At 63.5% G+C, this 25,551-nt stretch carries 20 protein-coding genes; 6 read left to right on the forward strand and 14 right to left on the reverse strand.

Going from position 1 to position 25,551, the window contains the following annotated elements; translation table 11 throughout:
* Nucleotide 1: 1 nt before the first annotated feature.
* From HYH08_RS22605 to urtA, 9 genes are all read right to left on the reverse strand, one after another.
* The gene (locus HYH08_RS22605; RefSeq protein ID WP_228748004.1) at nt 2–3,103 is read right to left on the reverse strand and encodes an autotransporter outer membrane beta-barrel domain-containing protein; all 3,102 of its coding nucleotides are present in this window, start codon (nt 3,101–3,103) and stop codon (nt 2–4) included.
* 289 nt (nt 3,104–3,392) lie between these two features.
* Entirely contained in the window at nt 3,393–4,433 is a 1,041-nt protein-coding gene (locus HYH08_RS22610) for an aliphatic amidase (protein WP_220012028.1), read from the reverse strand.
* Between the two features lie 31 nt (nt 4,434–4,464).
* Nucleotides 4,465–4,842: an FmdB family zinc ribbon protein gene (locus tag HYH08_RS22615; protein ID WP_220012029.1), complete on the reverse strand. Its 378-nt coding sequence runs from the start codon at nt 4,840–4,842 to the stop codon at nt 4,465–4,467.
* Between the two features lie 177 nt (nt 4,843–5,019).
* Entirely contained in the window at nt 5,020–6,249 is a 1,230-nt protein-coding gene (fmdA, locus tag HYH08_RS22620; RefSeq protein ID WP_220012030.1) for a formamidase, read from the reverse strand.
* 28 nt (nt 6,250–6,277) lie between these two features.
* Nucleotides 6,278–6,967 carry an urea ABC transporter ATP-binding subunit UrtE gene (urtE, locus tag HYH08_RS22625; RefSeq protein ID WP_220012031.1) on the reverse strand — a complete coding sequence of 230 codons (690 nt, stop codon included), beginning with the start codon at nt 6,965–6,967 and terminating at the stop codon, nt 6,278–6,280.
* A gap of 193 nt (nt 6,968–7,160) precedes the next feature.
* Nucleotides 7,161–7,916, reverse strand: a complete 756-nt coding sequence (gene urtD, locus HYH08_RS22630) for an urea ABC transporter ATP-binding protein UrtD (RefSeq protein ID WP_220012032.1) — start codon at nt 7,914–7,916, stop codon at nt 7,161–7,163.
* Nucleotides 7,917–7,927: 11 nt separating this feature from the next.
* Entirely contained in the window at nt 7,928–9,070 is a 1,143-nt protein-coding gene (gene urtC / locus HYH08_RS22635) for an urea ABC transporter permease subunit UrtC (protein ID WP_220012033.1), read from the reverse strand.
* Nucleotides 9,071–9,086: 16 nt separating this feature from the next.
* On the reverse strand, nt 9,087–10,013 hold the full coding sequence (gene urtB / locus HYH08_RS22640; protein ID WP_220012034.1) for an urea ABC transporter permease subunit UrtB: 927 nt from the start codon (nt 10,011–10,013) through the stop codon (nt 9,087–9,089).
* A 130-nt stretch (nt 10,014–10,143) separates the two neighbouring features.
* The gene (urtA, locus tag HYH08_RS22645; RefSeq protein WP_220012035.1) at nt 10,144–11,403 is read right to left on the reverse strand and encodes an urea ABC transporter substrate-binding protein; all 1,260 of its coding nucleotides are present in this window, start codon (nt 11,401–11,403) and stop codon (nt 10,144–10,146) included.
* 168 nt (nt 11,404–11,571) lie between these two features.
* On the opposite strand from urtA, the gene HYH08_RS22650 reads away from it, so the two are divergent.
* Together HYH08_RS22650 and HYH08_RS22655 are read left to right on the forward strand one after the other, a co-directional pair.
* The gene (locus tag HYH08_RS22650) at nt 11,572–14,943 is read left to right on the forward strand and encodes a hybrid sensor histidine kinase/response regulator (RefSeq protein WP_220012036.1); all 3,372 of its coding nucleotides are present in this window, start codon (nt 11,572–11,574) and stop codon (nt 14,941–14,943) included.
* Nucleotides 14,927–15,853, forward strand: a complete 927-nt coding sequence (locus tag HYH08_RS22655; RefSeq protein ID WP_220012037.1) for a response regulator — start codon at nt 14,927–14,929, stop codon at nt 15,851–15,853. Before HYH08_RS22650 ends, HYH08_RS22655 begins: the two co-directional genes overlap by 17 nt.
* A gap of 239 nt (nt 15,854–16,092) precedes the next feature.
* Here HYH08_RS22655 and HYH08_RS22660 read toward each other — a convergent pair whose 3' ends face one another.
* Both HYH08_RS22660 and HYH08_RS22665 read right to left on the reverse strand, forming a co-directional pair.
* Entirely contained in the window at nt 16,093–17,595 is a 1,503-nt protein-coding gene (locus tag HYH08_RS22660) for a flavin-containing monooxygenase (RefSeq protein WP_220012038.1), read from the reverse strand.
* Nucleotides 17,596–17,720: 125 nt separating this feature from the next.
* Nucleotides 17,721–18,476: a S1 family peptidase gene (locus tag HYH08_RS22665; RefSeq protein ID WP_220012039.1), complete on the reverse strand. Its 756-nt coding sequence runs from the start codon at nt 18,474–18,476 to the stop codon at nt 17,721–17,723.
* An 87-nt stretch (nt 18,477–18,563) separates the two neighbouring features.
* On the opposite strand from HYH08_RS22665, the gene HYH08_RS22670 reads away from it, so the two are divergent.
* Entirely contained in the window at nt 18,564–19,199 is a 636-nt protein-coding gene (locus tag HYH08_RS22670; protein WP_220012040.1) for an HAD-IA family hydrolase, read from the forward strand.
* A 107-nt stretch (nt 19,200–19,306) separates the two neighbouring features.
* On the opposite strand, the gene mtnA is transcribed toward HYH08_RS22670, so the two are convergent.
* The 3 genes from mtnA to HYH08_RS22685 form a co-directional block, all read right to left on the reverse strand.
* Complete coding sequence (gene mtnA / locus HYH08_RS22675; RefSeq protein ID WP_220012041.1) at nt 19,307–20,413, reverse strand: S-methyl-5-thioribose-1-phosphate isomerase; 1,107 nt, start codon at nt 20,411–20,413, stop codon at nt 19,307–19,309.
* Nucleotides 20,414–20,426: 13 nt separating this feature from the next.
* Nucleotides 20,427–21,305 carry an S-methyl-5'-thioadenosine phosphorylase gene (locus HYH08_RS22680; protein WP_220012042.1) on the reverse strand — a complete coding sequence of 293 codons (879 nt, stop codon included), beginning with the start codon at nt 21,303–21,305 and terminating at the stop codon, nt 20,427–20,429.
* Between the two features lie 184 nt (nt 21,306–21,489).
* Nucleotides 21,490–21,762: a phosphopantetheine-binding protein gene (locus HYH08_RS22685; protein ID WP_220012043.1), complete on the reverse strand. Its 273-nt coding sequence runs from the start codon at nt 21,760–21,762 to the stop codon at nt 21,490–21,492.
* Nucleotides 21,763–22,120: 358 nt separating this feature from the next.
* Here HYH08_RS22685 and HYH08_RS22690 point away from each other — a divergent pair, with 358 nt between their 5' ends.
* The 3 genes from HYH08_RS22690 to HYH08_RS22700 all read left to right on the forward strand — a co-directional run bounded on the left by HYH08_RS22690 (nt 22,121) and on the right by HYH08_RS22700 (nt 25,328).
* Nucleotides 22,121–23,338 carry an acyl-CoA dehydrogenase family protein gene (locus HYH08_RS22690; RefSeq protein WP_220012044.1) on the forward strand — a complete coding sequence of 406 codons (1,218 nt, stop codon included), beginning with the start codon at nt 22,121–22,123 and terminating at the stop codon, nt 23,336–23,338.
* A gap of 39 nt (nt 23,339–23,377) precedes the next feature.
* The gene (locus HYH08_RS22695; RefSeq protein WP_220012045.1) at nt 23,378–24,358 is read left to right on the forward strand and encodes an amino acid--[acyl-carrier-protein] ligase; all 981 of its coding nucleotides are present in this window, start codon (nt 23,378–23,380) and stop codon (nt 24,356–24,358) included.
* 94 nt (nt 24,359–24,452) lie between these two features.
* Nucleotides 24,453–25,328 carry a GNAT family N-acetyltransferase gene (locus tag HYH08_RS22700; RefSeq protein WP_220012046.1) on the forward strand — a complete coding sequence of 292 codons (876 nt, stop codon included), beginning with the start codon at nt 24,453–24,455 and terminating at the stop codon, nt 25,326–25,328.
* Nucleotides 25,329–25,551: the final 223 nt, after the last annotated feature.

Genomic DNA, 25,551 nt, shown 5'->3' on the forward strand with positions numbered 1-25,551 from the left:
TTCACCACGCGTAGCGGACGACGCCCTTGCCGGCGTAGGAACGGGTGACGTTCGAGAACTCGCCCTCGAAGGTCGCGGATGCGGACCAGCCGTTCATCCAGTTCATTTGCACCGACGCCGTGGTCAGCGCGGAATCGCGCGCCTGGGCGGCACCGTTCACGACGAAGGCCGCGCCCGGCAACGTCTGGAACACGGCACCCACGGTGCGATCCGGATTGAAATCATGCGCCCAGGCGAGGCGACCACGCAGAGTCATCAAGCCGCCGGCGGCGGCAAACGACTTGTCCGTACGAAAGCCGAGCTCGGTGCGGGTGCTGGTCACGTCCTTGGCGCCATAGTCGAGGGCGAAAGTGTTGCTGCCGACCACGGCGAACTCGGAATAGTTCGGCAGGCTGAACAGGGTGGCCTGGGCCGCGGCATAGGGCGTGAGGCCAATCCACGGCGTGACATAGCGGTAGCCACCCTCGACACGACCCGAGACGGCGTTGGCATTGAACTGCGCTCTCAACTGATCGACGCCGGCGGCTGTGACGATGCGGTTGGTGGTAACGTCCTGCCATCCATAGGCCAACGCGGCGGTGATGTAGGCCGGGCCCGCGGTGTGACGGACGAACGCGCCGGCCTGGAACAGGTCCGAACGGCCCCAGCCGAGCCCGTTGACGCTGAAGCCGGTGCCGCCGCCGGCCAGCGCGAAACCGGCAATCGTCGACGGCGAGAAGCGATAGTCGAGGCCGACGGCGGTGCCGTAGACACTGTTGCTGGTGTTGTTCGAGCCGAGCGTGGCGTTGCCGTCGGTGGTCTGCGAACCACCGTAGCCGGCGGCCCACACATCCCAGCGCGGCTCGAATCCCACGGGTGCCGCCTTGCGATAGATTGAGGCGAAGGCATCGCGCGCGCTCTTTCCGGTCGAAGCATAAGCGTTCGCGCTCGGGCCGTCGGCATAGGGCGCCGCACCAGGCATCCCGCTGCGCCCCGAGCCGAACATATCGGTCAGCAGGCTGATGAACAGGTTCATCGCATTGAACATCGTCTGCTGCGATCCCGTCGCGGATTCACCCGAGGCCTGCGTCAGGCCGGACGGCGAGAGATTGGCGAAGGCACTGTTGATGCCGCCGTTGGCATTGAAGAAATTGGCCAGGGTATTGGCGACGTTCGCCTGGTTCACGTTGAGTGCCGATTTCGCGCCATAGTCGAGCGCAAAGTTCAGGTAAACATTGCTCGCATCATAGCTGAGGCTCGCGGTGTAACTTGCCATGCTGGGCGTGGCGACGCCGCTGAAGGTGCCGATGAGCCCGCCAGCGGTAGTCAGGATGGTATATCGCTTCGCGAGCATGGAGCCCGCTGCCACGCTCACTCCGACGGATCCGGAAAGCGTCGCGGTCCCGGTCACGTTGGCGAGGCTCGACGTCGTGCCGTTGATGCTGACGAGATAAAGCGCGCCGGACTGGAAGGCGAGATTGCCGGACACCGTCATCGCCGTGCCCGGCGTACTGTTGCCCGGCAGGAAAATGCCGCCAGTGGCGATCAGGGCATTGCCGACAGCGCCGACGCCTGTCAGCGCGCCGCCGGCATTCACCGTGGTCAGGACCGACGACGTGATCGAGCCGTCAACCTGCAAGACGCCGCCGTTCACCGTGGTCGTGCCGGTGTATGCGTTGGTGCCAGACAGGGTCAGCGTGCCGCTGCCGATCTTTTCGAGCGAGCCGGCTCCCGGCCCACAGGCGCAGGAATCGACGACGGCGCCGCTCACCTCGCTCGAAAGATTGTTGCTGCCGACCACGAGCGTATTGCCGGCGCCGATCGCGTAGGTGCCCGAGCCCGCGATCGATCCGGCGCTGATGCGGCCGTCGCCATTCCGCCCGGTGCTGCCGGAAAAATCGACGACGCCGGAGCCGTTGGTGACGAACTGCGCGTTGCCGCCCGTTGCTGCGACGAAGAACAGGGTCTGGCCGCCGCTGAGGGTGGTGATGGTGGCGTTGCCGGCGGTCGTGTTGTCGGTGAACACCGTCACGCCGGAGGATCTGTTGGTGATGACGGCGTTGGCTGCCGTGCTGGTATTGTTGAAGATAGTCACGCCGCCACTGCGATTCACAATCGTTGCGCTGGCCGCACTGCTGCCGTCGAGGAATACGGTCGCGCCGCCGTTCCTGTTGGTGATCGCGATCGTGGCGGCCGACGTCGCATTGTTGAACGTCGTCAGGCCCGCATCGTTGGTGAGCGAGGTGATGCCGGCGGTATTGGCATTGACGATGTTGAACTGGCCTTCGTTCGTGATGCCACCTACCATCGAAGCCGTGTGCGTGGCGTCGCCGAGCTGGAGCGTGCCGCAGAAGCAGATCGTCGTGCCGCCGCTATAGGTGTTGGTGCCCGTGAGGACCACGGTGCCGCCGCCACCGGTGGAATCCAGCACGGTCAGTTTGCCGGCTCCAGCGCCGTCGCTGATGTTGCCCGCAATCGTCAGCGTCACGCCGTTGGAATCGATCGCGCTGCCGGACGTCGAATGGTTGATCTTGAAATTGTTGGTGAAGGTGAGATCGCTCACGCCATCAGCCTGGAACTGCGCTTCCTCGAGCGTGACCGTTCCGGTGCCGACCGCATGGTTGTTCGTCACCTGGAGCGTCCCGAGATTGATGTCGGTGCCGCCCGTGTAGGTATTGGTGCCGGACAGGATCAGCGTGCTCTGTCCCTGTAGCCGCACCTGAACGCCGGCGACGGCTTCTCCGATATTGTTGGCAATCGATACGGTCTGACCGGACGACGCATTGTCGAAGATGCCGCCGAATACGACCGCAGCGGAGCTGAAATGGATGTCGGCGCCGGTCAGCGTGTAGCCGTCCGAGAAAAGCATGAAGTCCGGAGCGATCGGGCCAGCCGTGACGTTGACGGTGCTCGATCCGCCGCCAAGGAAATAGACTCCCTGCCCGGACGCCACCGGTGGCGCAGCCGGTGCACCCGACGCCGGGGTGGACCAGTTGGTAGCCAGGTTATAGTCCGATGTTGCGGTTGTGCTGCCGGGGCCATTCCACGTGTAGCCGAAGAAGCTCTGGGCCGAGGCTCCCGTTGCTATAAGACCGAAAGCGCCGGCGAGCACGAGCGCCGCCAAGTTCAGCCGACCTCGCCCACCAAACCGTAGTGGAAAACGCACGCCACACCCCTATTCCCGCGCGCCCCGCGGCGCGGCGGGAACTTAGGCGAGGGAACCCACTCGCAAAACTACGGGCCTCAAGGATTCCCCGGTCGGCATGCGTGTTTTCATCCAGATGTTGCATCTGCGCCACGATTTCGCGTCGAACGATCATTATTTCGGCACAGAAAAGATTGGACAGGCCGGCAACAAAGTCACTTGGTGCTAGTCATCACCGGCGCCGGCCCCCTGTGGCGCCGACGATGACTTAGTAATTGCTGGCCACCGCCTCATTCGGGATGCCGTCGATCGGGCACTCGTCGGTCCCGGGCGTCGAACGGGTCATCGCTTCGACCATGTCGCGGGTCCCTTCGGGATCGGCGATCCAGTTCTTGTAGAAATCATAGGGGCAGGCCGCGACGCCGCGCGGGCTGTCGCCGGAATTGATCATGCCGGTGTAGCCGCGGTGGACCAGCTTGTAGAGATGGTTCTGCGACTGGCCGTTGCGGCGCGCATCGCGGATCAGATGCTTCGACAACTGGGCATATTGGATGCCGTAATCCTCCTCGCCGCATTCGCCGAGCGTGCGGCCGTCGAAGCCGATGATCGCGGAGTGGCCGAAATACGAGTAGACGCCGTCGAAGCCGGCGGCATTGGCAACCGCGACATAGACGTTGTTGGCCCACGCCATCGCCTTGGATATCATGACCTGCTGCTCCTTGGCCGGATACATGTAGCCCTGGCAGCGCACGATCAGCTCGGCGCCCTTCATGGCGCAGTCACGCCAGATTTCCGGATAATTGCCGTCGTCGCAAATGATCAGGCTGACCTTGAGGCCTTTCGGACCCTCGGAGACATAGGTGCAATTGCCGGGATACCAGCCTTCGATCGGCACCCAGGGCATGATCTTGCGGTACTTCTGGACGATCTCGCCCTTGTCGTTCATCAGGATCAATGTGTTGTAGGGCGCCTTGTGCGGATGCTCCTCGTGGCGCTCGCCGGTCAGCGAGAACACGCCCCACACTTTCGCCTTGCGGCAGGCCTCCGCGAAGATCGCGGTCTCCTCGCCCGGAACCACGGACGCCGTCTCGTACATCTCCTTGGAGTCGTACATGATGCCCTGCGTGGAATATTCCGGGAAGATCACGAGGTCCATGCCGGGCAGGCCGACCTTCATGCCGACGATCATGTCGGCGATCTTGCGCGCATTGTCGAGCACCTCTGCCTTGGTGTGCAGGCGGGGCATCTTGTAGTTGACGACCGCCACGCCGACGGTGTCGTTGCTGCTGGAGATATCGCCGTGAAGCATGTTGAGCGCTCCTGTACTTCTTCGTTTGAGGTTAGTGGCTGATCATCCAGGGCCGCGCGGTGGGAAACCCCTTGGCGCCGCTCTTCGTCTTGGTCACCAGTCGGGACGGCTTCTTCTTATCGGCCGCGCCCTTGTCCTTGACCGTCTTGCCCGACGAGCAGCAGCCGCAGCCCGGGCCGTGCGAGGCCTTGTATTGTGCCAGCGTCTGCGGCGCGTGCGAGCTGCGCTCGTTGACGGCGTGCGCCTTGCGCTTGTCCGAGGGCATGCAGAAGAAATTCGGTGCGGTCAGGATGACGCGTGGCGCCAACGTCTCGCAGTGCGGGCAGTTTTGCGGATCGTCGCATTCCGCCATCGGGCGGAGATCCTTGAAGGGTCCGCAATCGTCACAGAGATATTCATAGACCGGCATTGTGTTGTCCTTCGTGTTCTTTAATCCGTCATCCTGAGGCGCTCTAGATGGGGCGCGTTGCGCCTCATCTAGAGCCTCGAAGGATGTACGGCCGAGATACAGCCGGGCCGTCGTCCTTCGAGGCTCGCCTTGCCTTGCAAGGCGAGCACCTCAGGACGACGGGGATAGAACGCACGATCACTTGTCCGGTGAGATCGGCATCTGGATATCGCCCGTAATGTGCTTGATGGGCCCGGCTGCCGACGGCATCACGTCGAAGTCGAAGATCTCTGTCGGAAGCCACAGCGTGGCGCAGGCGTTGGGTACATCGACCACGCCGGAGATGTGGCCCTGGCACGGCGCGGTGCCGAGAATCGAATAGGCCTGGGCGCCGGAATAGCCGAACTTCTTGAGATACTCGATCGCGTTGAGGCAGGCCTGGCGGTAGGCGATGTGGACGTCGAGATAATGCTGCTTGCCTTGCTCGTCGACCGAGATGCCCTCGAAGATCAGGTAGTCCTTGTAGTTCGGCGTGATCGGTGACGGCTTGAAGATCGGGTTCTTGATCCCGTATTTCGACATGCCATCCTTGATCACCTCGACTTTCAGATGCAGCCAGCCGGCCATCTCGATCGCACCGCAGAAGGTGATCTCGCCGTCGCCCTGGCTGAAGTGCAGGTCGCCCATCGAGAGGCCTGCGCCGGGCACGTAGACCGGGAAGTAGATCTTCGAGCCGCGCGAGAGATCCTTGATGTCGCAATTGCCGCCATGCTCACGCGGCGGCACGGTGCGCGCACCTTCCGCTCCGATCTTGGCCTTGACGTCGCCCTTGGCGCGGCCGCCATGGGCGGTCGCTGCGAACGGCGGATTGGCGAGCCCGGGAACGCGGGTCGGATTGGTCGAGATCAGCTCGGCCTCGCGCTTGTTCCAGGTCTCCAGCATCTTCGGATCGGGCAGGCAGCCGATCAGGCCGGGATGGATCAGGCCGGCAAAATTCACGCCGGGCACGTGACGCGACGAGGTGTAGAGGCCCTTGATGTCCCAGATCGACTTCTGCGCCAGCGGGAAATGGTCGGTGAGGAAGCCGCCGCCGTTCTGTTTGGAGAAGAAGCCGTTGAAGCCCCACAGGCTCTCCTTGAGCGGACCGACGTCGAGCAGGTCAACCACCAGAAGGTCACCGGGCTCAGCACCCTTGACGCCGATCGGACCGGACAGGAAGTGCACGATCGAGAGATCGATGTCGCGCACGTCGTCGGCGGAATCGTTGTTCTTGATGAAGCCGCCGGTCCAGTCATAGGTCTCGATGATGAAATCGTCGCCGGGATTGACCCAGGCCACGATCGGGATGTCGGGGTGCCAGCGGTTGTGCACCATGTCATTTTCGTAAGCCGACTTGGTGAGATCGACCTTGATCAGTGTCTCTGGCATCGAGATGCTCCCCTTTTACTACGGTTGGTTAGACGGACAGATATTTGGAGACCTGCGCCGCATCGACGGCGTCACGCGGATCGTCGCGCACGATCTCGCCGTTCTCGATCACCAGCACGCGGTCGGCGATATCGAGTGCGAAGCTGAGGACCTGCTCGGAGACGACAATGGAGAGCCCCTTTTCGTCGCGGATGCGCTTCAAGGTGCGCGCCATCTCCTTGATGATCGACGGCTGGATGCCCTCGGTCGGTTCGTCCAGCAGCAGCACCTTCGGCTTGGTCGCGAGCGCGCGGGCGATCGCGAGCTGCTGCTGCTGGCCGCCGGAGAGATTGCCGCCGCGACGGCCCTTCATCTCCAGCAGCACCGGAAACAGTTCGTAGATGTCGGCCGGTACCTCGGAGCCGCCGGAGACGACGAGACCGGTCTCGATGTTCTCCTTCACCGTCATGGTGGAGAAGATCATGCGGCCCTGCGGCACATAGGCGAGGCCCTTGGCGACGCGCTCATAGCTCGGCAGGGCGCCGAGCTCGGCGCCGTCCATGGTCACCGAGCCGCTCTTGGTCGGCAGGATGCCCATCAGCGACTTCATCAGCGTGGTCTTGCCCATGCCGTTGCGGCCCATGATCGCGACGATCTCGTTGGGCGCGACCTTGACGTTGAGCCCGTGCAGGACCTCGCTCTGGCCGTAGGCGACATGGAGATCGGAAATTGCCAGCATCGATGTGCCTCCTAGACTCGGTGTCTCTTCACCTCTCCCCACCGGGGAGAGGTTGGCGCGTAGCGCCGGGTGAGGGGACGCAGGTCACCCGAGAGAGCGAAACCCCTCACCCGAATGGCTGCGCCATTCGACCTCTCCCTATGGGAGAGGTGGACGGAGATCGCCGCTCCGGCTTGCCGATTACTCGCCATCTCTAGTGCCCCAAATAGACTTCAACGACCTTGGGGTCGTTCTTCACCTTCTCCATGGTGCCTTCCGACAGGATCTGGCCCTGGTGAAGCACAGTGACCTTGTGTGCGATGTCCTCGACGAATTTCATGTCGTGCTCGATCACCAGCACCGAGCGGTTCTTGATGATGCGGTTGAGCAGCTCGGCGGTCTTGGCGCGCTCGGACACGCTCATGCCCGCGACGGGCTCGTCGAGCATCAGGAGGTCCGGGTCCTGGATCAGCAACATGCCGATCTCGAGCCATTGCTTCTGGCCATGGCTGAGCTCGTCGGCATAGGTGTTGAGCCTGTCCTTGAGGAAGATCATCTCCGCGACCTCCTCGACCCGGTCCTTAACCAGCTGGTCGCGCTGGAAGGTCAGCGAGCCGAATACGGTGCGGCCGCGCGGGAACGAGATCTCGAGGTTTTCGAACACGGTGAGGTCCTCGAACACCGACGGCGTCTGGAACTTGCGTCCGACGCCGGTCTGCACGATCTCGTTTTCCTTCATTTTCGTGAGCTCCTTGCCACGAAACTGAATCGAGCCCGAGGTCGCCTTGGTCTTGCCGCAGATCAGATCGAGCACAGTGGTCTTGCCGGCGCCGTTGGGACCGATGATGACGCGAATCTCGTTCTCTTCCACGTAGAAGGAGAGGTCGTTGACCGCCTTGAACCCGTCGAAAGACACGGTCAATCCAGAGACCGCGAGCAGGAATTCCTTGGGCTGTTGTCCGACGAGCATGACCTATCTCCTCACTCTGCCGGTGCGCCGTCGGCGACCGAATTGTCCTTCCAACCAGCCTTCGACTTGCGCGAGGCGAACAGGCGGTCGATGCGCGGCTGTACGTAATCACCCCAGAGGCCGGACAGGCCGTTCGGGAAGGCGAGCACGACTGCGATGAACAGCGCGCCGAGGCCGAACAGCCAGAGCTGCGGAAAGGATTCCGACAGGCTGGTCTTGGCGAAGTTCACCAGGATGGCACCCCAGATCGCGCCGAAGATCGACATGCGTCCGCCGACCGCGGTGTAGATCACCATCTCGATCGACGGCACGATGCCGACGAACGAGGGCGACATGAACCCGACATTGAGCGCGAACATGGCGCCGCCGATCGCAGCAAAGACCGCGGCCATGCAGAAGGCGAAAATCTTGAAATTGGCGACGCTGTAGCCGGAGAAGCGGACGCGGTCCTCCTGCTCGCGCATCGCCACCAGGATGCGGCCGAGCTTGGTCAGGCGGATGAACTGCGCGATACCGATGCACGCGAACAGCAGCACCACCTCGACGAAGTAGAGGATGATCTTGGCGTGGTCCGGCCGGATGTCCCATCCCTTCAGGGTCCGCAGGTCGGTCATGCCGTTGATGCCGCCGGTGTAGCCCTGCTGCCCGACGATCAGGATGGTCAGGATGGCCGCGACGGCCTGGGTGATGATCGCAAAATAGGTGCCGCCGACGCGGCGCTTGAACATCGCGGTGCCGATGATCAGAGCGAAGAGGCCGGGGACCAGGACGATGGCGAGGATGGTGAAGGTGAGGCTGTGAAACGGCTGCCAGAACAGCGGCAGCGACGTGATCTGGTTCCAGTCCATGAAATCGGGAATGCCGGGCGTGGACTGGATTTTCGTGTTCTCGACGCTCGACGCCTCGAGCTTGAGGAACATCGCCATGCAGTAACCGCCGAGGCCGAAGAACACGCCCTGCCCCAGGCTCAAGATGCCGCCATAGCCCCAGCACAGCACGAGGCCGAGTGCGACGAAGGCGTAGGTCAGGTATTTCGCGACCAGATTGAGGCGGAATACATCCAGCGTCAGCGGCAGGATCACGAACAGCACGGCGGCCAAGGCAACAAAGCCCATCAGTTCGGATCGATTGAAGAAGCGTGAGTTGATGATCATGACTTGCCTGCTTCCGTTATTTGCGGACCTTGAGGGCGAAGAGACCCTGCGGCCGCAGCATCAGGATGCCGACGACAGCGAGCAGCGTCAGCACCTTGGCCATCGAGCCCGACATGAAGAATTCGAGCGTCGACTGCGTCTGCGAGATCGAGAAGGCCGATGCGATGGTGCCGATCAGGCTGGCGGCGCCGCCGAACACGACGACGAGGAACGTGTCGACGATGTAGAGCTGGCCGGAGGTCGGCCCGGTCGATCCGATCATGGTGAAAGCGCTGCCGGCGACGCCGGCAATGCCGCATCCGAGGCCGAACGTATAGCGATCGACCTTCTCGGTGTTGATGCCGACCGCGCCTGCCATGATGCGGTTCTGCACGACGGCGCGGACCTGGCGGCCCCAGCGCGACATGTAGAGAACGTAAGCGACGCCGACGGTGATCAGCACGGTCAGGCACATCACGAAGACGCCGTTGATCGGCACTTCGATGCTGTCGGTGACGTGCAGCGAGCCGAGCATCCATTGCGGCAGCTCGACGCCGACCTCGCGCGCGCCGAATACGGAGCGATAGGCCTGCTGCAGCATCAGGCTGAGGCCCCAGGTCGCGAGCAGCGTGTCGAGCGGGCGCTTGTAGAGGTGTCGTATCAGCACCCATTCCACCACCATGCCCAGCGCACCGGATGCGAGAAAGGCCAGGATCATGGCGAGGAAGAAGTAGCCGCCGAACAGACCAGGCATATAGGTCTGGAACAGATTGGAGGTCATCCAGGTGACGTAGGCCCCGAGGATCATGAACTCGCCATGGGCCATGTTGATGACGCCCATCTGGCCGAAGATGATGGCAAGGCCGAGGGCCATCAGGACGTAGACCGAGAACAGGATCAATCCTGCAAAGCCCTGCATGACGAAAATGGAGCCAAGGTCACCAAGCGAGTAGTCGCCGAACATCGATGTCCTCCGTCAGGGAATGGGGTCCCGCGTCGCGAGCAGGTTCGCGACGCGGGGTCTTGGGCGCGGATTTGCTGTCCACGCCAGGGAGAGGCTTGGTGTTGGAGAGGAGGCGCGAGCCGACCGCGGCTTACTGGTATCCCTTCGGGAACGGATCCGGCTCGACGAGATCGGCGGTCTCGTAGATCAGCTCGAACTGGCCATCGAGCTTGGCGCGGCCCACGCGGGTCTTCGACCAGAGGTGATGGTTCTCGTGGATGCGCACGTAACCTTCCGGCGCGCCCTTGAACTCGACGCCCGGCGAGGCCGCCGCGATCTTGTCCACGTCGAAGGAGCCGGCCTTCTCGACCGTCAGCTTCCACAGCCACGGGCCGAGATAGGCAGCCTGGGTGACGTCTCCGATCACGGTCTTCTCGCCCCACATCTTCTTGAACGCGGGCACAAAGGCCTTGTTGTTGGGATTGTCGAGCGACTGGAAATACTTCATGCAGGCATAGGCGCCCGCGATGTTCTCGCCGCCGATGCCGTCGATTTCGTCCTCAGTCACCGAGATCGTCAGCAGCGGCTGCTTGGCGAGGTCGATGCCAGCAGCCTTGAGCTGCTTGTAGAAGGCGACGTTGGAGCCACCGACGACGTCGGTGAAGATCACGTCGGGCTTGGTCAGCTTGATCTTGTTGATCACCGAGTTGAACTGGGTCGAGCCGAGCGCGTAGTACTCCTCGCCGACCACCTTGCCCTTCAGCACGTTCTCGACATGCTTGCGCGCGATCTTGTTCGAGGTGCGCGGCCAGATGTAGTCGGAGCCGATGAAGAAGAACGATTTTGCGCCCTTCTCCTTGGCGATCCAGTTCAGACCGGCGAGAATCTGCTGGGTGGCTTCCTGGCCAGTGTAGATGACGTTCTTGGACTGCTCGAGGCCTTCGTAGAAGGTCGGATAGTAGAGCATGCCGTTGTACTGCTCCATCACCGGGAGCACGGCCTTGCGCGAGGCCGAGGTCCAGCAGCCCATGATGGCCGCGACCTTGTCGTTGACGAGCAGCTTCTTGGCCTTCTCTGCGAAGGTCGGCCAGTCGCTGGCGCCGTCTTCCTGGATGAACTTGATCTTGCGGCCGAGCACGCCGCCCATCGCATTGATCTGCTCGATGGCGAGCTTTTCGGCCTCGATCGAACCGGTCTCGGAGATGGCCATGGTGCCGGTCGCCGAGTGCAGGATGCCGACCGTGACCTCGGTGTCAGTGACCGCAAGACCGGTGGTGTTGACCGCCGAGGTCGCCGGGGCCTGCGCGAACGACGCCTTCGGAAGCATCGTGATGGCCGGCACGGCGGCCATTCCCATCAATAGTTTGCGCCGGAGCGGCGACAACAGGCCCTTGTTGGCTTCGTCTGACATGAGCACCCCACTGTTTGTTCGAGGACACGCGATTGGTGCCGTGAGGATGGCTCGAATTTGTGCAGCGCAAGCATACGCAAGATCGCGTATACTGCACCGCAAAATACCGACGTAGGCTTTTGGTACGGGATTTGCGAGGAAACTGACTAGTCCGGAAGTGGGGTTCGAGTGGCAGGGCGGCAGCGAATAGACCGCGTCAGGCGCCAATATAACCAATGGGTCGCCAACCAGACGCTGGAAGACTACGCGCTGCGCTTCACCGCCAAGAGCGCGCGGCGCTGGTCCGCCGCCCGCGTCGCCAACACCGCGATCGGCGCGATCTCGTTCCTGGTGCTGGAAGCGATCGGCGGCACCATCACCCTAAACTACGGCGTCACCAACGCCGCCGCCGCGATCCTGGTCGTCTCCACTATCATCTTCTGCTGCGGCGTTCCCATTGCCTATTATGCCGCCAAATGCGGCATCGACATTGACCTCCTCACCCGCGGCGCCGGCTTCGGCTATATCGGCTCGACCGTGACCTCGCTGATCTACGCCTCCTTCACCTTCATCTTTTTCGCGGTCGAGGCGGTGATCCTGGCGACCGCACTGGAGATGTGTCTCGGCATTCCGCGCCCGATCGGCTACCTCATCAGCGCGGTCGCCATCATCCCGCTCGTGACTTACGGCATCACGCTGATCAGCCGCTTCCAGCTCTGGACCCAGCCGCTCTGGATCGTGCTGCACATCCTGCCCTTCGCCGCGATCGCGTGGGCCAGCCCGCACTCCTTCACGGAATGGCACAAATTCGCCGGCGAGCACGGCGACCCCGGTGGCCATTTCGATCTGCTGCTGTTCGGCGTTGCGTCTTCCGTGGTGTTCTCGCTGGTGGCGCAGATCGGCGAGCAGGTCGACTTCCTGCGCTTCCTGCCGCGCGACCGCCGCACCTCCCGGGCGTCGTGGTGGATCGCGCTGATGAGCGCAGGGCCCGGCTGGATCGTGCTCGGCGCGCTGAAGCTACTGGCCGGCTCGTTCCTCGCGTTCTTCGCGCTGAGCCACGGCGTGCCGCCCGAAGAGGCCGCCGAACCCGCGCATATGTATCTCGTGGCGTTTCGCTACGTGCTGTCGGAGCCGGATCTCGCGCTGGCGCTGACCGGCATCTTCGTGAGCCTGTCGCAGATCAAGATCAACGTCACGAACGCCTATGCAGGTTCGATCGCCTGGTCGAATTTTTTCTCACGCCTGACCCATAGCCATCCCGGGCGCGTGGTCTGGCTGGTGTTCAACGTCATGGTGGCGCTGCTGCTGATGGAGATCGGCGTCTACAAGGCGCTGGAGCAGACGCTCGCGCTCTACTCCAACGTCGCGATCGCCTGGGTTGGCGCGCTGGTGTCCGATCTCGTCGTCAACAAGCCCCTCGGGCTTCGCCCGCCGCAGATGGAGTTCAAGCGCGCCCATCTCTACGACATCAACCCGGTCGGCGTCGGCGCGATGACGCTGGCCATCATCGTCTCGATCGCGGCGTTCTACGGGCTGTTCGGCCCGACCATGAAGGCCCTTGCCGCCTTCGTCGCGCTGACGGTCGCCTTCGTCACTGCACCGATCATCGCCTGGCTCACTGACGGAAAATACTACATCGCGCGCAAGCCGAAGAAGAGCTGGGCCAATATCGAATCGATCCAGTGCTGTATCTGCGAGCACAGCTTTGAGCCCGAGGACACCACGTCCTGTCCGGCCTACGCCGGCCCGATCTGCTCGCTGTGCTGCTCGCTCGATGCGCGCTGCCACGATCTCTGCAAGCCGCATGGGCGCGCGCAGGTGCAGTTCGCCGAGGCGCTCGGCAAGATCCTGCCGCAGCCCATCTATCAGCGGATCAACTCGCAGTTCGGACACTATATCGGCGTGTTCGTGGTCTCTGCCGGTCTCGTCGCACTGGTGCTGGGGCTGATCTATCTCCAGACTTCGGCGAGCGTGCATGGCGAGAACATGCTGGTCTCGAACGTGCTGTGGAAGGTGTTCTTCTCGCTCAGCATCATCATCGGCGTTGTCGCCTGGCTGTTCGTGCTGGCGCAGCAGAGCCGCCGCGCGGCCGAGGCCGAGACGCGGCGGCAGACCGCGCTGCTGATCCAGGAGATCGACGCCCACAAGCGCACCGATGCCGAGCTCCAGCGCGCCAAGGAAGTGGCGGAATCCGCCAACCTCGCCAAGAGCCGCTATGTGGTTGGCTTAAGCCACGAGCTGCGCTCGCCGCTGAACGCAATCAGCGGCTATGCCCAGCTGCTGGAGCAGGACGCCTCGCTCGCCACCAAGCCGCGCGACCAGGTCCGCGTCGTCCGCCGCAGTGCCGATCACCTCTCCGGCCTGATCGACGGCATTCTGGACATCTCCAAGATCGAGGCCGGACGGCTGTATCTGTCGCGCGACGAAGTGCGCTTAAGCGAATTCCTCGACCAGCTCGTCGGCATGTTCCGTCTCCAGGCCGCGGCCAAGGGCATCGACTTCGTGTTCCGCCGTCCCGCACATCTGCCGTTGGTCGTCTACGCCGACGAAAAGCGGCTGCGCCAGGTGCTGATCAACTTGCTTTCCAACGCCATTAAGTTCACCCAGACCGGCAGCGTGCAGTTCGTCGTGCATTATCGCAGCCCTGTCGCCGAGTTCGAGGTGATCGATACCGGCCCCGGCATCCAGGCCGACGATCTTGAGCGTATCTTCGCACCGTTCGAGCGCGGCGCACTTGGTGTCTCACAGCCCCAGACCGGGACGGGCCTCGGCCTGACCATCAGCCGGCTGCTCGCCGGCGTGATGGGCGGCGACATCAAGGTAACGAGCACGGTCGGCGCCGGCAGCACTTTCAAGGTCAAGATCCTGCTGTCGGAGGTCATCAATCCGCAGCGCATCGCGCCAGTGGAGGCGCCGGTCTCCGGCTATCACGGTGCGCGCAAGACCATCCTCATCACCGACGACGACCCCGTGCATCGCGACCTCCTGCGCGAGGTGCTGACGCCGCTCGGCTTCATCCTGCTCAGCGCTCCCGACGGCGCCGGCTGCCTCGCGCTGGCGCAGCATTGCAGGCCCGACCTGTTCCTGCTCGACATCTCGATGCCGGCCATGGACGGCTGGGCTGTGGCGGAAGCTCTGCGCGCGAGCGGCCATCACCAGGCCCGCATCCTGATGGTCTCGGCGAGCGCGCTGGAGGCGCACGGCACGCCGCTGGCGCAGCCTTTCCACGACGGCTACCTGATGAAGCCGATCGACATTCCGCGGCTGCTGGAGACGATCCGTCAGCTCCTCAAGCTCGAATGGCAATACGGCTCGGACGAGATCACGGTGCCGTTCTGGCGGCCGGAGAGCGGATCCAGGCCGCCGGTGCGGCACATCGAGGCGCTGATCGGGCTCGGCCAGATCGGCTACGTCAGGGGTATTCAGCTGAAGTTGGACGAGATCGGCAGCGAGCATCCAGAGCATGCCGACTTCGTCGCCGAAATGCGGTCGCTTGTCGATCGCTTCGATCTCGACACCTACATGGCCACATTGAAAACACTGCATGCTTATGAGCATTGAACCAAAGAAGCGCGACGTCGCGCTCGTTGTCGATGACTCGCCCGAGACGCTACGGCTGCTCACCGATGCGCTCGACGGCGCCGGGATGACGGTGATGGTAGCGCTGGACGGCGCAGCCGCCATGCGCATCGTCGACCAGATCACGCCCGACATCGTGCTGCTGGATGCCGTGATGCCCGGCATTGACGGGTTCGAGACCTGCCGCCGCCTCAAGCGCGATGCCGGCCTTGCCAATGTCCCCGTGATCTTCATGACCGGCCTTGCCGAAACCGAGCACATCGTGCGCGGGCTCGACGCCGGCGGCGTCGATTACGTCACCAAGCCCATCGTGATCGAGGAGATGCTGGCGCGCATTCGCGTTCATCTCGGCAATGCCCGCCTGACCCAGAGCGCGCGCGCCGCGCTCGACGTCTCCGGCCGCTTCCTGTTCGCGGTCGACCGGCAGGGGCATCTGCTCTGGGCGACGCCGCAGGCGCAAAAGCTGCTGGCCGACCATCATGGCGCCCAAGCAGACGATTTCGTGCTGCCGCCATCGCTGCTGCAATGGCTGGAGCAGGCCAAGGGCAAGGGCAGCGCAAAGTCACAAGCCGCGTCCCTGCCCGACAGTCCGCAGCTCCGGTTCTATTACATGGGCGAAACCGCGCCGAACGAGTTCCTGCTGCGGCTGTCCAAGGAGGCCGGCACCGCGCTGCCTCCGGAGTTCACCAGCGAGCTCGGCCTCACCACGCGCGAAGGCGAGGTGCTGGCCTGGCTGAGCAAGGGCAAGACCAACCGCGACATCGCACAGATTCTGGGATTGAGCCCGCGCACGGTCGACAAGCATCTGGAACAGATCTACGCGAAGCTGGGCGTGGAGAATAGAACCGCAGCGGCGGCGATTGCGGCGAATGCGACGCGAAGGAATTCGTGAGCGCACCGTGGATGAGCTGAGCCTCCGTCAGCCCCACAAAGGCTGTCGTCCCGGACAAGCGCAGCGAAGCGGAGCGTAGATCCGGGACCCGTAACCGCAGGGAGAAATTTGTCGAAGACTCGGAGTGATCTTCTCGCCCCATAACCACACCCTGTGGTTATGGGTCCCGGGTTCGCTTCGTGCCCCGGACGACAGTTGAGAGTGTGGCGAGAGCCCCGCAACTCACGCCGACGGGCGCCTCACCCATACACAAACGCCGCGTCATCCAGGTCCGTCTTTGGAATCTCGTCCTTCTCGGTCCAGTAATCCTGGCTGTGCTGCCATTCCGGCTTGTCGCCGCGCTTCGGCAGCAGGTTCATGTTGCGCATGATGTAGCCGGGGTTGAAGTTTTCCGGATCGATCCAGGGCAGGATCGGCATGTTGTGATCTTCCGGCCGCAGCTTGACCTCAACCTTCTTGCTGCCCTTCGCCTTCATATGGGCGAGCAACCGGCAGACGAAGTCCGCGACGAGATCGACGCGCAGCGTCCAGCTGGCGCGGAAATAGCCGAACACCCAGACCATGTTCGGCACGCCCGTGAACATCATGCCGCGATAAGTGACGGTGTCTCCGAACGCGAGCGGCTTGCCGTCGATCTCGAAGGCGATGTCGCCGAGCGCGGAGAGATTGAAGCCGGTCGCGGTGACGATGACGTCGGCCTCGAGCAGCTTGCCGGATTTGAGCTGGATGCCGTTCTCGACGAAGCATTCTATCTCGTCGGTGACGACGGAGGCCTTGCCGCTGGCGATGCCCTTGAACAGGTCGGCGTCCGGCACGAAGGCGATGCGCTGGCGCCACGGCCGGTAGCTCGGCGTGAAATGCGTCTCGACGTCGTAGTCGGGACCGAGCACGGCGCTGATCTGGCCGATCAGCTCCTTCTTCACCTGCTCGGGCTTGGCGAGGCAGAGCTTTGTGAACGCGTCCTGCTCGAAGAGGATCTTGCGGCGAACGATCTCGTGAATCCAAGCCTCATCCACCTGAAGCCGGCGCAACTCCTCGGCAATCTCGATGGCATTGCGGCCGAGCCGGAAGTAGGTCGGCGAGCGCTGCAGCATGGTAACATGCGCGCATTTGTCCGCGATGTTGGGCACCAGCGTTGCCGCCGTCGCGCCCGAGCCGATCACGACGACCTTCTTGTTTGTGAGATCCATATCGTCGGGCCAGGTCTGCGGATGAACGATGCGCCCCGTGAAGCGATCCATGCCCTTCCATTCCGGCGTGTAGCCTTCGGAATGACGATAGTATCCCTGGCACATCCAGAGGAAGTTGGCGGTGAAGACCTTTGCCTCACCCGTATCGGTCGTGATCGCTTCGATGGTCCAGAGATTCTGCTCGCTCGACCAGCTCGCGGAATTGATCTTGTGCTTGTAGCGGATGTGGCGGGCGATATCGTTGTCGTCGATCACCTCTTTCATGTAGGCGAGAATCTCCTCGGCGGTCGCGATGGGCGGCCCGACCCAGGGCTTGAAACTGTAGCCGAAGGTGTGGAGGTCGCTGTCCGAGCGGATGCCGGGATAGCGATGCGTGCTCCAGGTGCCGCCGAACGTCGCCTGCGTTTCGAGGATGACGTAGCTGGTGCCGGGCAACTGTTTTTGGATGTGATAGGCGCTGCCGATGCCGGAGATGCCGGCGCCGACGATCAGCACGTCGAAATGTTCCGTGGCCTGCTGGGTGGTGGCGTGACTGCGAACAGCGACATTCATTGTTGCTTCTATGCCTTGGTTGTTTTTATGGCCGCCCTTGACCGGACGGCGCGTTTCCTCCGCGACGGACATGCTCGCCCATCGCGCTTCCGCATTAAAATGACATAGATCAATTCGCGATCAAACTACAACGTCGCGCCCCAGCTCCGCGCGGTCTGCAAGATCCAGTCGCGATAGAGCGTGAGCGGCGTGACCCCGGTCAACCCGCCGCAACCGGCCGCGCCGTTCGGCCCGGTGGACCAGCTGATGACGCCGACGAGCACCGCGCCGTTCGGCTTGTCCTCGAACACGGGACCGCCGGAATCGCCGGTGCAGGCGCCAATTCCATCGCGAACACCGTTGGTTACGGGATCGACCAGGCGAATCTGCAGCGTGCCAGGCTGCCCCGTGGCAACGAGGCCGGCAAGGCGAATCGTGCCGCCACTCTTGCCGTCACCGCGCACGGTGACGCCGATCCCGGCGATGACGAAGCGGCCGCCGACCTGGATCGGAATATTCGGTGCACCGACCAGCACCGTGGATTTTCCCTTGAGTGGAATTTCCAGTTGCAGCAATGCCACGTCGGCGGTGGCGCGATGTGCCTGCATCGCCTGCATGTTGAAATTCGGATGGATCGCGACGGTGCGCACGTTCAGCAGTAGCGGTGCGCCGTCGGCGCCGCGGTCGACGATCTTGTATTCGGCGCCGGGCTGCACGCAGTGGGCGACGGTCAGCACCAGCTTCGGCGCGATCAGGGTGCCGGTGCAGAAATTGCCGCGCGAGCCGACGATGGTGACGACCGCACGCGCAACGCCATCGCTCTGCGGCGTGCCGCCGCCGACGATGGCGCAAGCCGGAGTCGCGAACAGCGCGACTGCGATGAGAGTTGCAAGCTTCTTCATGGGAACACGCTTCTATCGTCGGCGGGACTGGCCCTTGCCGATAGCGCATGCTAGCCCTCTTGGAAAGGAATTGACGAGGGCGGGATAGTGGCGATCGAGGCTGTGATCTTTGATTTTGGCGGCGTGCTGACGAGTTCACCGTTCGAGGCGTTCAAGCGCTACGAGACGGAGCGTGGCCTGCCCGCCGACATCATCCGGCGTACCAATGCCGCCAATCACCTTGAGAATGCCTGGGCGAGGTTCGAGCGCGCCGAGGTCGACATCGAGACGTTCGACAAGCTGTTCGCCGCGGAGTCACGCGCGCTCGGCGCGGAGGTGCGCGGCCGTGACGTGCTGCCGCTGCTGCAAGGCGACCTGCGTCCCGAGATGGTCGAAGCCCTGAAGCGCATCAAGGCGCAGTTCAAGACCGGCTGTATCACCAACAATCTCCCCGCCAACGCGATCGGCAGCATGACAGGGCGCTCGCTCTACATCGCCGAGGTGATGGTGTTGTTCGACCACGTCATCGAATCCGCCAAGATCGGCCTGCGCAAGCCGGATCCGCGCATCTATCAGCTGATGGTCGAGACGCTGAAGGTCGATCCGAAGAAGTGCGTTTATCTCGACGATCTCGGCGTCAATTTGAAGCCCGCGCGCGAGATGGGCATGACCACCATCAAGGTCGCGAGCGGCACGCAGGCGATCGCGGAGCTCGAGGCGGCGACGGGGCTGAAGCTCGGCTAACTCGTTCTTGCGAGGAGCGCTGCTGTAGCGGGGGGCAAAGCGTAGCGTGCCCACCGCAAGCGGACGGTGGGCACGGCGCTTCCGCGCCTTTGCCCACCCTACGAAACTTACCCCGCTGCGGCAGCAATGCGCTCCGGAAACGCTGCCGCCAGTGAGGCACGATCCGGCTTCAGCACGCCGCGCTCGGTGATGAGGCCGGTCACCAGCCGCGCCGGCGTCACATCGAACGCATAGTTCGCGACCGGGGACCCCTCCGGCACGATGCGCACCGTCTCCAGACGCCCGTCGGCAGTACGCCCGGTCATGTCGGTGACCTCCACGCCGCTGCGCTGCTCGATCGGGATGTCGCGGATGCCGTCATTGACGGTGAAATCGATCGTTGGCGATGGCAGCGCGACGTAGAACGGCACGTTGTTGTCGTGCGCGGCGAGCGCCTTGAGGTACGTTCCGATCTTGTTGCAAACATCGCCATTGGCGGCGACGCGGTCGGTGCCGACGATGGCGAGGTCGACCATGCCATGCTGCATCAGATGCCCGCCGGTGTTGTCGGGGATCACGGTATGCGGTACGCCGTGATGGCCGAGCTCCCACGCGGTGAGCGAGGCACCCTGGTTGCGCGGACGGGTCTCGTCGACCCAGACATGAATCTTGATGCCGCGCTCATGCGCGAGATAGATCGGCGCCGTCGCCGTGCCCCAGTCGACAGTGGCAAGCCAGCCGGCGTTGCAATGGGTCAGCACGTTGATCGTCTCACCCGGCTTCTTCGCCGCGATCGCCTCGATCAGCTTCAGGCCGTTTCCGGCGATGCCGCGGTTGATCTCGACGTCCTGCTCGACGATCTCGTCGGCGCGGGCATAGGCCGCCTCCGCCCGTTCGATCGGATCGATCGGCGCGAGCGCCGTGCGCATCTCATCGAGCGCCCATTTCAGATTGATCGCAGTCGGCCGCGCCACAACGAGCGTGTCGTAAGCGCGCTTCAGGCCGGCGTCGGAGGCATCCTCGCGCATCGCAAGCGCCATGCCGTAGGCTGCGGTCGCACCGATCAGCGGCGCGCCGCGCACCAGCATATCGCGGATCGCGACCGCCGCGTCGTCGCATGACGTCAGCTTTGCAACGACGAACTCATGCGGCAGCCTGCGCTGGTCGATCGCGCCGACCGACCAGCCGTCTCGCTCGCGCCAGATGCTGCGGAAATGCTTGCCGTCGACCTTCATGGCGCTCTGCCTCTCACTTCGCGCGCAGCACGCGGCCGGCCACCGCATCGAGCTTTTTCAACAGCTCGGGATCGCGCGCCTCGGGCGCCGTGATCAGCGCGGTGTCGAGCGCACGGTCCGATCCGATCGGGCACGGCTCGTGCTCGCGCGGAAAATCCTTGGCCAGCCGCGCCACCAGCGCTTTCGCCTTGTCGGCGTTGGACGTCAGCACGCGGATGATGTCCTGCACGGTGACGGCGTCGTGATCGGGATGCCAGCAGTCGAAATCCGTCACCATCGCGACGGTCGCGTAGCAGATCTCCGCCTCACGCGCGAGTTTCGCTTCGGGCATGTTGGTCATGCCGATCACCGAATAGCCCAGCGTCTTATAGGTCATGCTCTCCGCATAGGTGGAGAATTGCGGCCCCTCCATGCAGACATAGGTGCCGCCGCGCGCGATCGCGATGCCCTCGGCTTCGGCCGCCGCCGCAAGATGGATACGCAGCCGCGGCGATACCGGATGCGCCATCGACACATGTGCGACGCAGCCTCGCCCGAAGAACGAGCTTTCGCGCTTGTGGGTGCGGTCGACGAACTGGTCGACGAGCACGAAAGTGCCGGGCGGCATCTCCTCCTTGAAGGAACCGCAGGCCGACAACGAGATCAGATCGGTGACGCCCGCCCGCTTCAACACGTCGATATTGGCGCGGTAGTTGATGTCGGAGGGCGACAGGCGGTGCCCCTTGTCGTGCCGCGGCAGGAACACGATCGGAAGGCCAGCGATGGTGCCACGCCGAAGCGGCGCTGACGGCTCGCCCCAGGGGCTCTCGATCACCTCTTCGTGTGCGCCCTCGAGACCCGGCAGGTCATAGATGCCCGAGCCACCGATGATGCCCAATACCGCTTGCGTCATGCCTGCTCCACCCTGTCCCCTACCTGCGACATGGTTAAGCTATGCCAGTTTTGGGGCGGTTTTGGAACGGGGATGGTGCCGATTGGCGCCATTGCGAGGAGCGCAGCGACGAAGCAATCCAGGCTGCGACTGCGGAGGCAGTCTGGATTGCCTCGCTCGCAATGTCTGAGGAGAAGGGTCCGGCTTAAGCCGCGGTCGCCGGCTGCAGCTGGGTGGCGACCATGCGCTCCAGCGTCTCGATGGACTGGAAGTTCTCCGGCGTGATCTCGGCTTGCGGGATCGTGAAGTCGAACTCGGCTTCGACGCCGAGCATCAAATTGACCATGTCCATCGAGGTCAGCCCGACGTCGACGAGCCTGGCCTGCGGTGTGACATCCGCAGTGAGCGAGTTCTGTTCGAGGATGCCCTTCACCAGCTTGATGATGCGATTGCGCACGTCGGTGTCGAAGGCCTGCATGGTTAAATTCCCATCTGTCTACAAAGGTCGGACCTGTCGCCGGCTACGATGGGCGCGACGGGTCGATCCCACAATGGGCGCGACCATTACTTCATGCTTCTTAGTAAACGATGACTCAGATTGTCTGGATTCCGCCCTTCTTCCAGATCCCTAACGCGATCGCGGAAATACGGGAGATGCAAACAACCGGACCTTAACTGTTCATTCGGAATTGGAGTTCGTTTACCCTCTATTTCATCGACGAATTTGAATTAAATCCGTAGCCTCATCTCACAAGCAAAGAGGGTCGGAGGATCGCTTTACACGGCATCGCGAATGGCGCCGGCGATCCCGAACGACAAACCGGAGGCGGACGAGCATGAACGTGCGTGAAGCAGTCCTCACTGTCGACGAAGCGCAAACGAGCCTGCTCGGGCAGGGTCCCTCTTTGATCGAGCGCGCGGCCCGAACCGCCACCGCGGCGGCCGCCGACGCGGACGGCGTCGATCGCGACGCCCGCTTCCCTCACAAGGCTTTCGACGTCGCGCGCGAGCAGAAGCTGCTCGGCGTCATGATCCCGGTCGAGTTCGGCGGGCTCGGCGCCTCGATCTACGACGTCACCGACATCTGCTACACGCTCGGACGCGCCTGCGCTTCGACGGCGATGATCTACGCGATGCACACGACCAAGGTCGCCTGCGTCGTCAGGCATGGCCACGGCATTCCCTGGATGGAAACCATGATGCGCCGGGTCGCCCGCGACCAGTGGCTGCTCGCCTCCTCCACCACCGAAGGCCAGAACGGCGGCAACATCCGCGCCAGCGCCGCAGCCGTCGATCACGCCGGCGACACCGTCTCGCTGGTGCGCGATGCCACCGTGATTTCCTACGGCGCCGAGGCCGATGGCCTCGTCACCATCGCGCGCCGCGCCACCGAGGCGGCCGCCTCCGACCAGGTGCTGCTGGCGCTCGCCAGGGGCGATTATTCGCTGAAGCAGACCCAGGGCTGGGAAACGCTCGGCATGCGCGGCACCTGCTCGACCGGCTTTGAGCTGAAGGTCGACTGCCCCGCCGACCGCGTCTTCCCGGAGGCCTATGACAAGATCCACGCCCAGACCATGACGCCGTTCGCGCATCTGTGCTGGTCGTCCGCCTGGGCCGGCATCGCCGCCGCTTCCGTCGCTCGCGCGCAGGCTTTCGTCCGCAAAGCCGCCCGCACCTCCGGCGGCCAGATGCCGCCGGCTGCCGCGCATTTCACCGCCGCAAAAATGTCGCTTGCAAAGCTGCGCGCGCTGATCGCGGCGAATATCGACGCCTTCGCCGGCGCCGAGCATGACGAACGTGCGCTCGGTTCGCTCGACTTCCAGTCCGCGATCACGCTGCTGAAGGTGCAGGCCTCCGAGCTCGCGGTCGAGACCGTGATGCACGCGATGCGCACCGCTGGTCTGTCCGGCTATCGAAATGACGGCGAGTTCACGATGGGCCGCCATCTGCGCGACGTGCTGTCGTCGCCGATCATGATCAACAACGACCGCATTTTGGCCAACGCCGCAACCTCGACACTGATGAGCGGCGTGCCGGCAAGCCTTCGCGACTGACCAACAAGAACAATTTTTCAGATAGCAGGACACCATCCCATGAACATTGCCGTCCTCCCCGATTCGCCCGAGACTGCGCCGCAGATTGCGGATCCGCTCGACCATCTCGCCGACAAGCTGTTCCACCGCATGGGCTCGGACGGCGTCTACGCCCGCACCGCGCTCTATGAGGGCGTCGTGGAGAGGCTTGCCGCGCTGATCACCAGCCATCGCGAAGCCGGCACCGAGGCGCTGCGCTTTCCGCCGGTGATGAGCCGCGCCCAGCTGGAGAAATCCGGTTATCTCAAGAGCTTCCCGAACCTGCTCGGCTGCGTCTGCGGCCTGCACGGCACCGAGCGCGAGATCAACGCCGCGGTAAGCCGCTTCGATGCCGGCGGCGATTGGACCAGCTCTCTGTCGCCGGCCGATCTCGTGCTGTCGCCCGCCGCCTGCTATCCCGTCTATCCGATCGCCGCGAGCCGCGGCCAGCTGCCCAAGGGCGGCCTGCGTTTCGACGTTGCCGCCGACTGCTTCCGCCGCGAGCCGTCAAAACATCTCGACCGGCTGCAATCGTTCCGGATGCGCGAATATGTCTGCATCGGCACGCCCGACGACGTCGCCGACTTCCGTGAGCGCTGGATGGTGCGGGCGCAGAAGATCGCGACCGATCTCGGCCTCACCTTCCGCGTCGACTATGCCAGCGATCCCTTCTTCGGCCGCGTCGGCCAGATGAAGGCCGTGAGCCAGAAGCAGCAGCAGCTGAAGTTCGAGCTGCTGATCCCGCTGCGTTCGGAAGAGCAGCCGACCGCCTGCATGAGCTTCAACTATCACCGCGAGCACTTTGGCACGACCTGGGGCATCCAGGACGCCAATGGTGAGGCGGCCCATACCGGCTGCGTCGCCTTCGGCATGGATCGCCTCGCCGTCGCCATGTTCCACACCCACGGCACGGATATTTCCGCCTGGCCCGCCAAGGTCCGGGAAATGCTGGGCTTGCAGCCGCAGATCGCGGCTGACGCTCACGGCGAAGGTTGGCGCTAGAGCATGATCCGAAAAAGTGTGAAGCGGTTTTCCGGAAAGACCACGCTGAAAGACAGACTGTAAGAGGCCGACCATTTCTACGGGCAAGACGAGCGTGATCCACACCAAGGTCCGATGTCGCGAGATCACCGAGTCCGATGTTGAAGCCATCGCGGACTTGCTGACGCGCGGCTTCGTCGGCCGCTCGCGCAATTACTGGATCCAGGGCCTGCGCCGGCAGGCTTTCCGGCCCGTGCCGGAAGGCTATCCGCGCTTCGGCTATATGCTCGACAATGACGGCACGCCGGTCGGCGTGCTGCTGCTGATCTACACGGCGCGCAAGTTCGGCGAAGAAACAGCCATCCAGTGCAATCTGTCGAGCTGGTATGTCGATCCCGCCTATCGCAACTACGCGCCACTGTTGACCAAGATCGCGCAGCGGCACAAGGACGTCACCTATCTCAACATCAGCCCAGCGCCATGGACATGGCCAATCATCGAGACGCAGGGTTTTCGCGCCTATTGCCGCGGCATCTTCTTCTCGGTGCCCGCGCTGGCGCGTGCTCCGCGCTGGAGCAAGATCGAGGTCATCCCGCCCCACGCCAAGACGATCGATGGGCTCACCGAAGCCGAGACCGAGTTGCTGACGCGGCATGCGCGCTACAATTGCCTCAGCCTCGTCTGCCGTACGCCGAAGGGCGCGTTCCCGTTCATCCTGCAACCGGTGCGAATCCGACGCGGCTTCATCGCACCGCCGGCGATGAAGCTGATCTACTGCCGCAACGCCGCCGAATACGCCGCCTGCGCCGGCCGCATCGGCCGGCTGCTGCTGCGGCTCGGCAAGATCGCGGTGGCGGTCGACGCCAACGGGCCGGTTCCCGGCCTCGTCGGTATTTATACCGAGCGGCGCGGCCGCAAATATTTCAAGGGCCCGCATCGGCCGCAGCTCGCCGACCTCACCAATACCGAGCTGGTGTTGTACGGGCCGTAGGCCTTGTGGCTCGGATCGGACGCTGCGCAACTCCGGGCTATGGAACTCGGCCAACTCTGGCGTGCAGACACTTTGAAGCTCACGCGCCAACGCGGGCATCTCTGCATCCCCGGTCACCCTCCGTAAACTACCGCGCTTAAGGGAATTTTCCGCCCTCTTCGCTAGGCTCGGCAGCTGAATTACGTTGCGTTAAGTCTATTGCCGGCGAGACCCTGTCGATCCC

This window comes from Bradyrhizobium sp. BR 10289, from assembly GCF_019455385.1.
Taxonomy (GTDB): Bacteria; Pseudomonadota; Alphaproteobacteria; order Rhizobiales; family Xanthobacteraceae; genus Bradyrhizobium.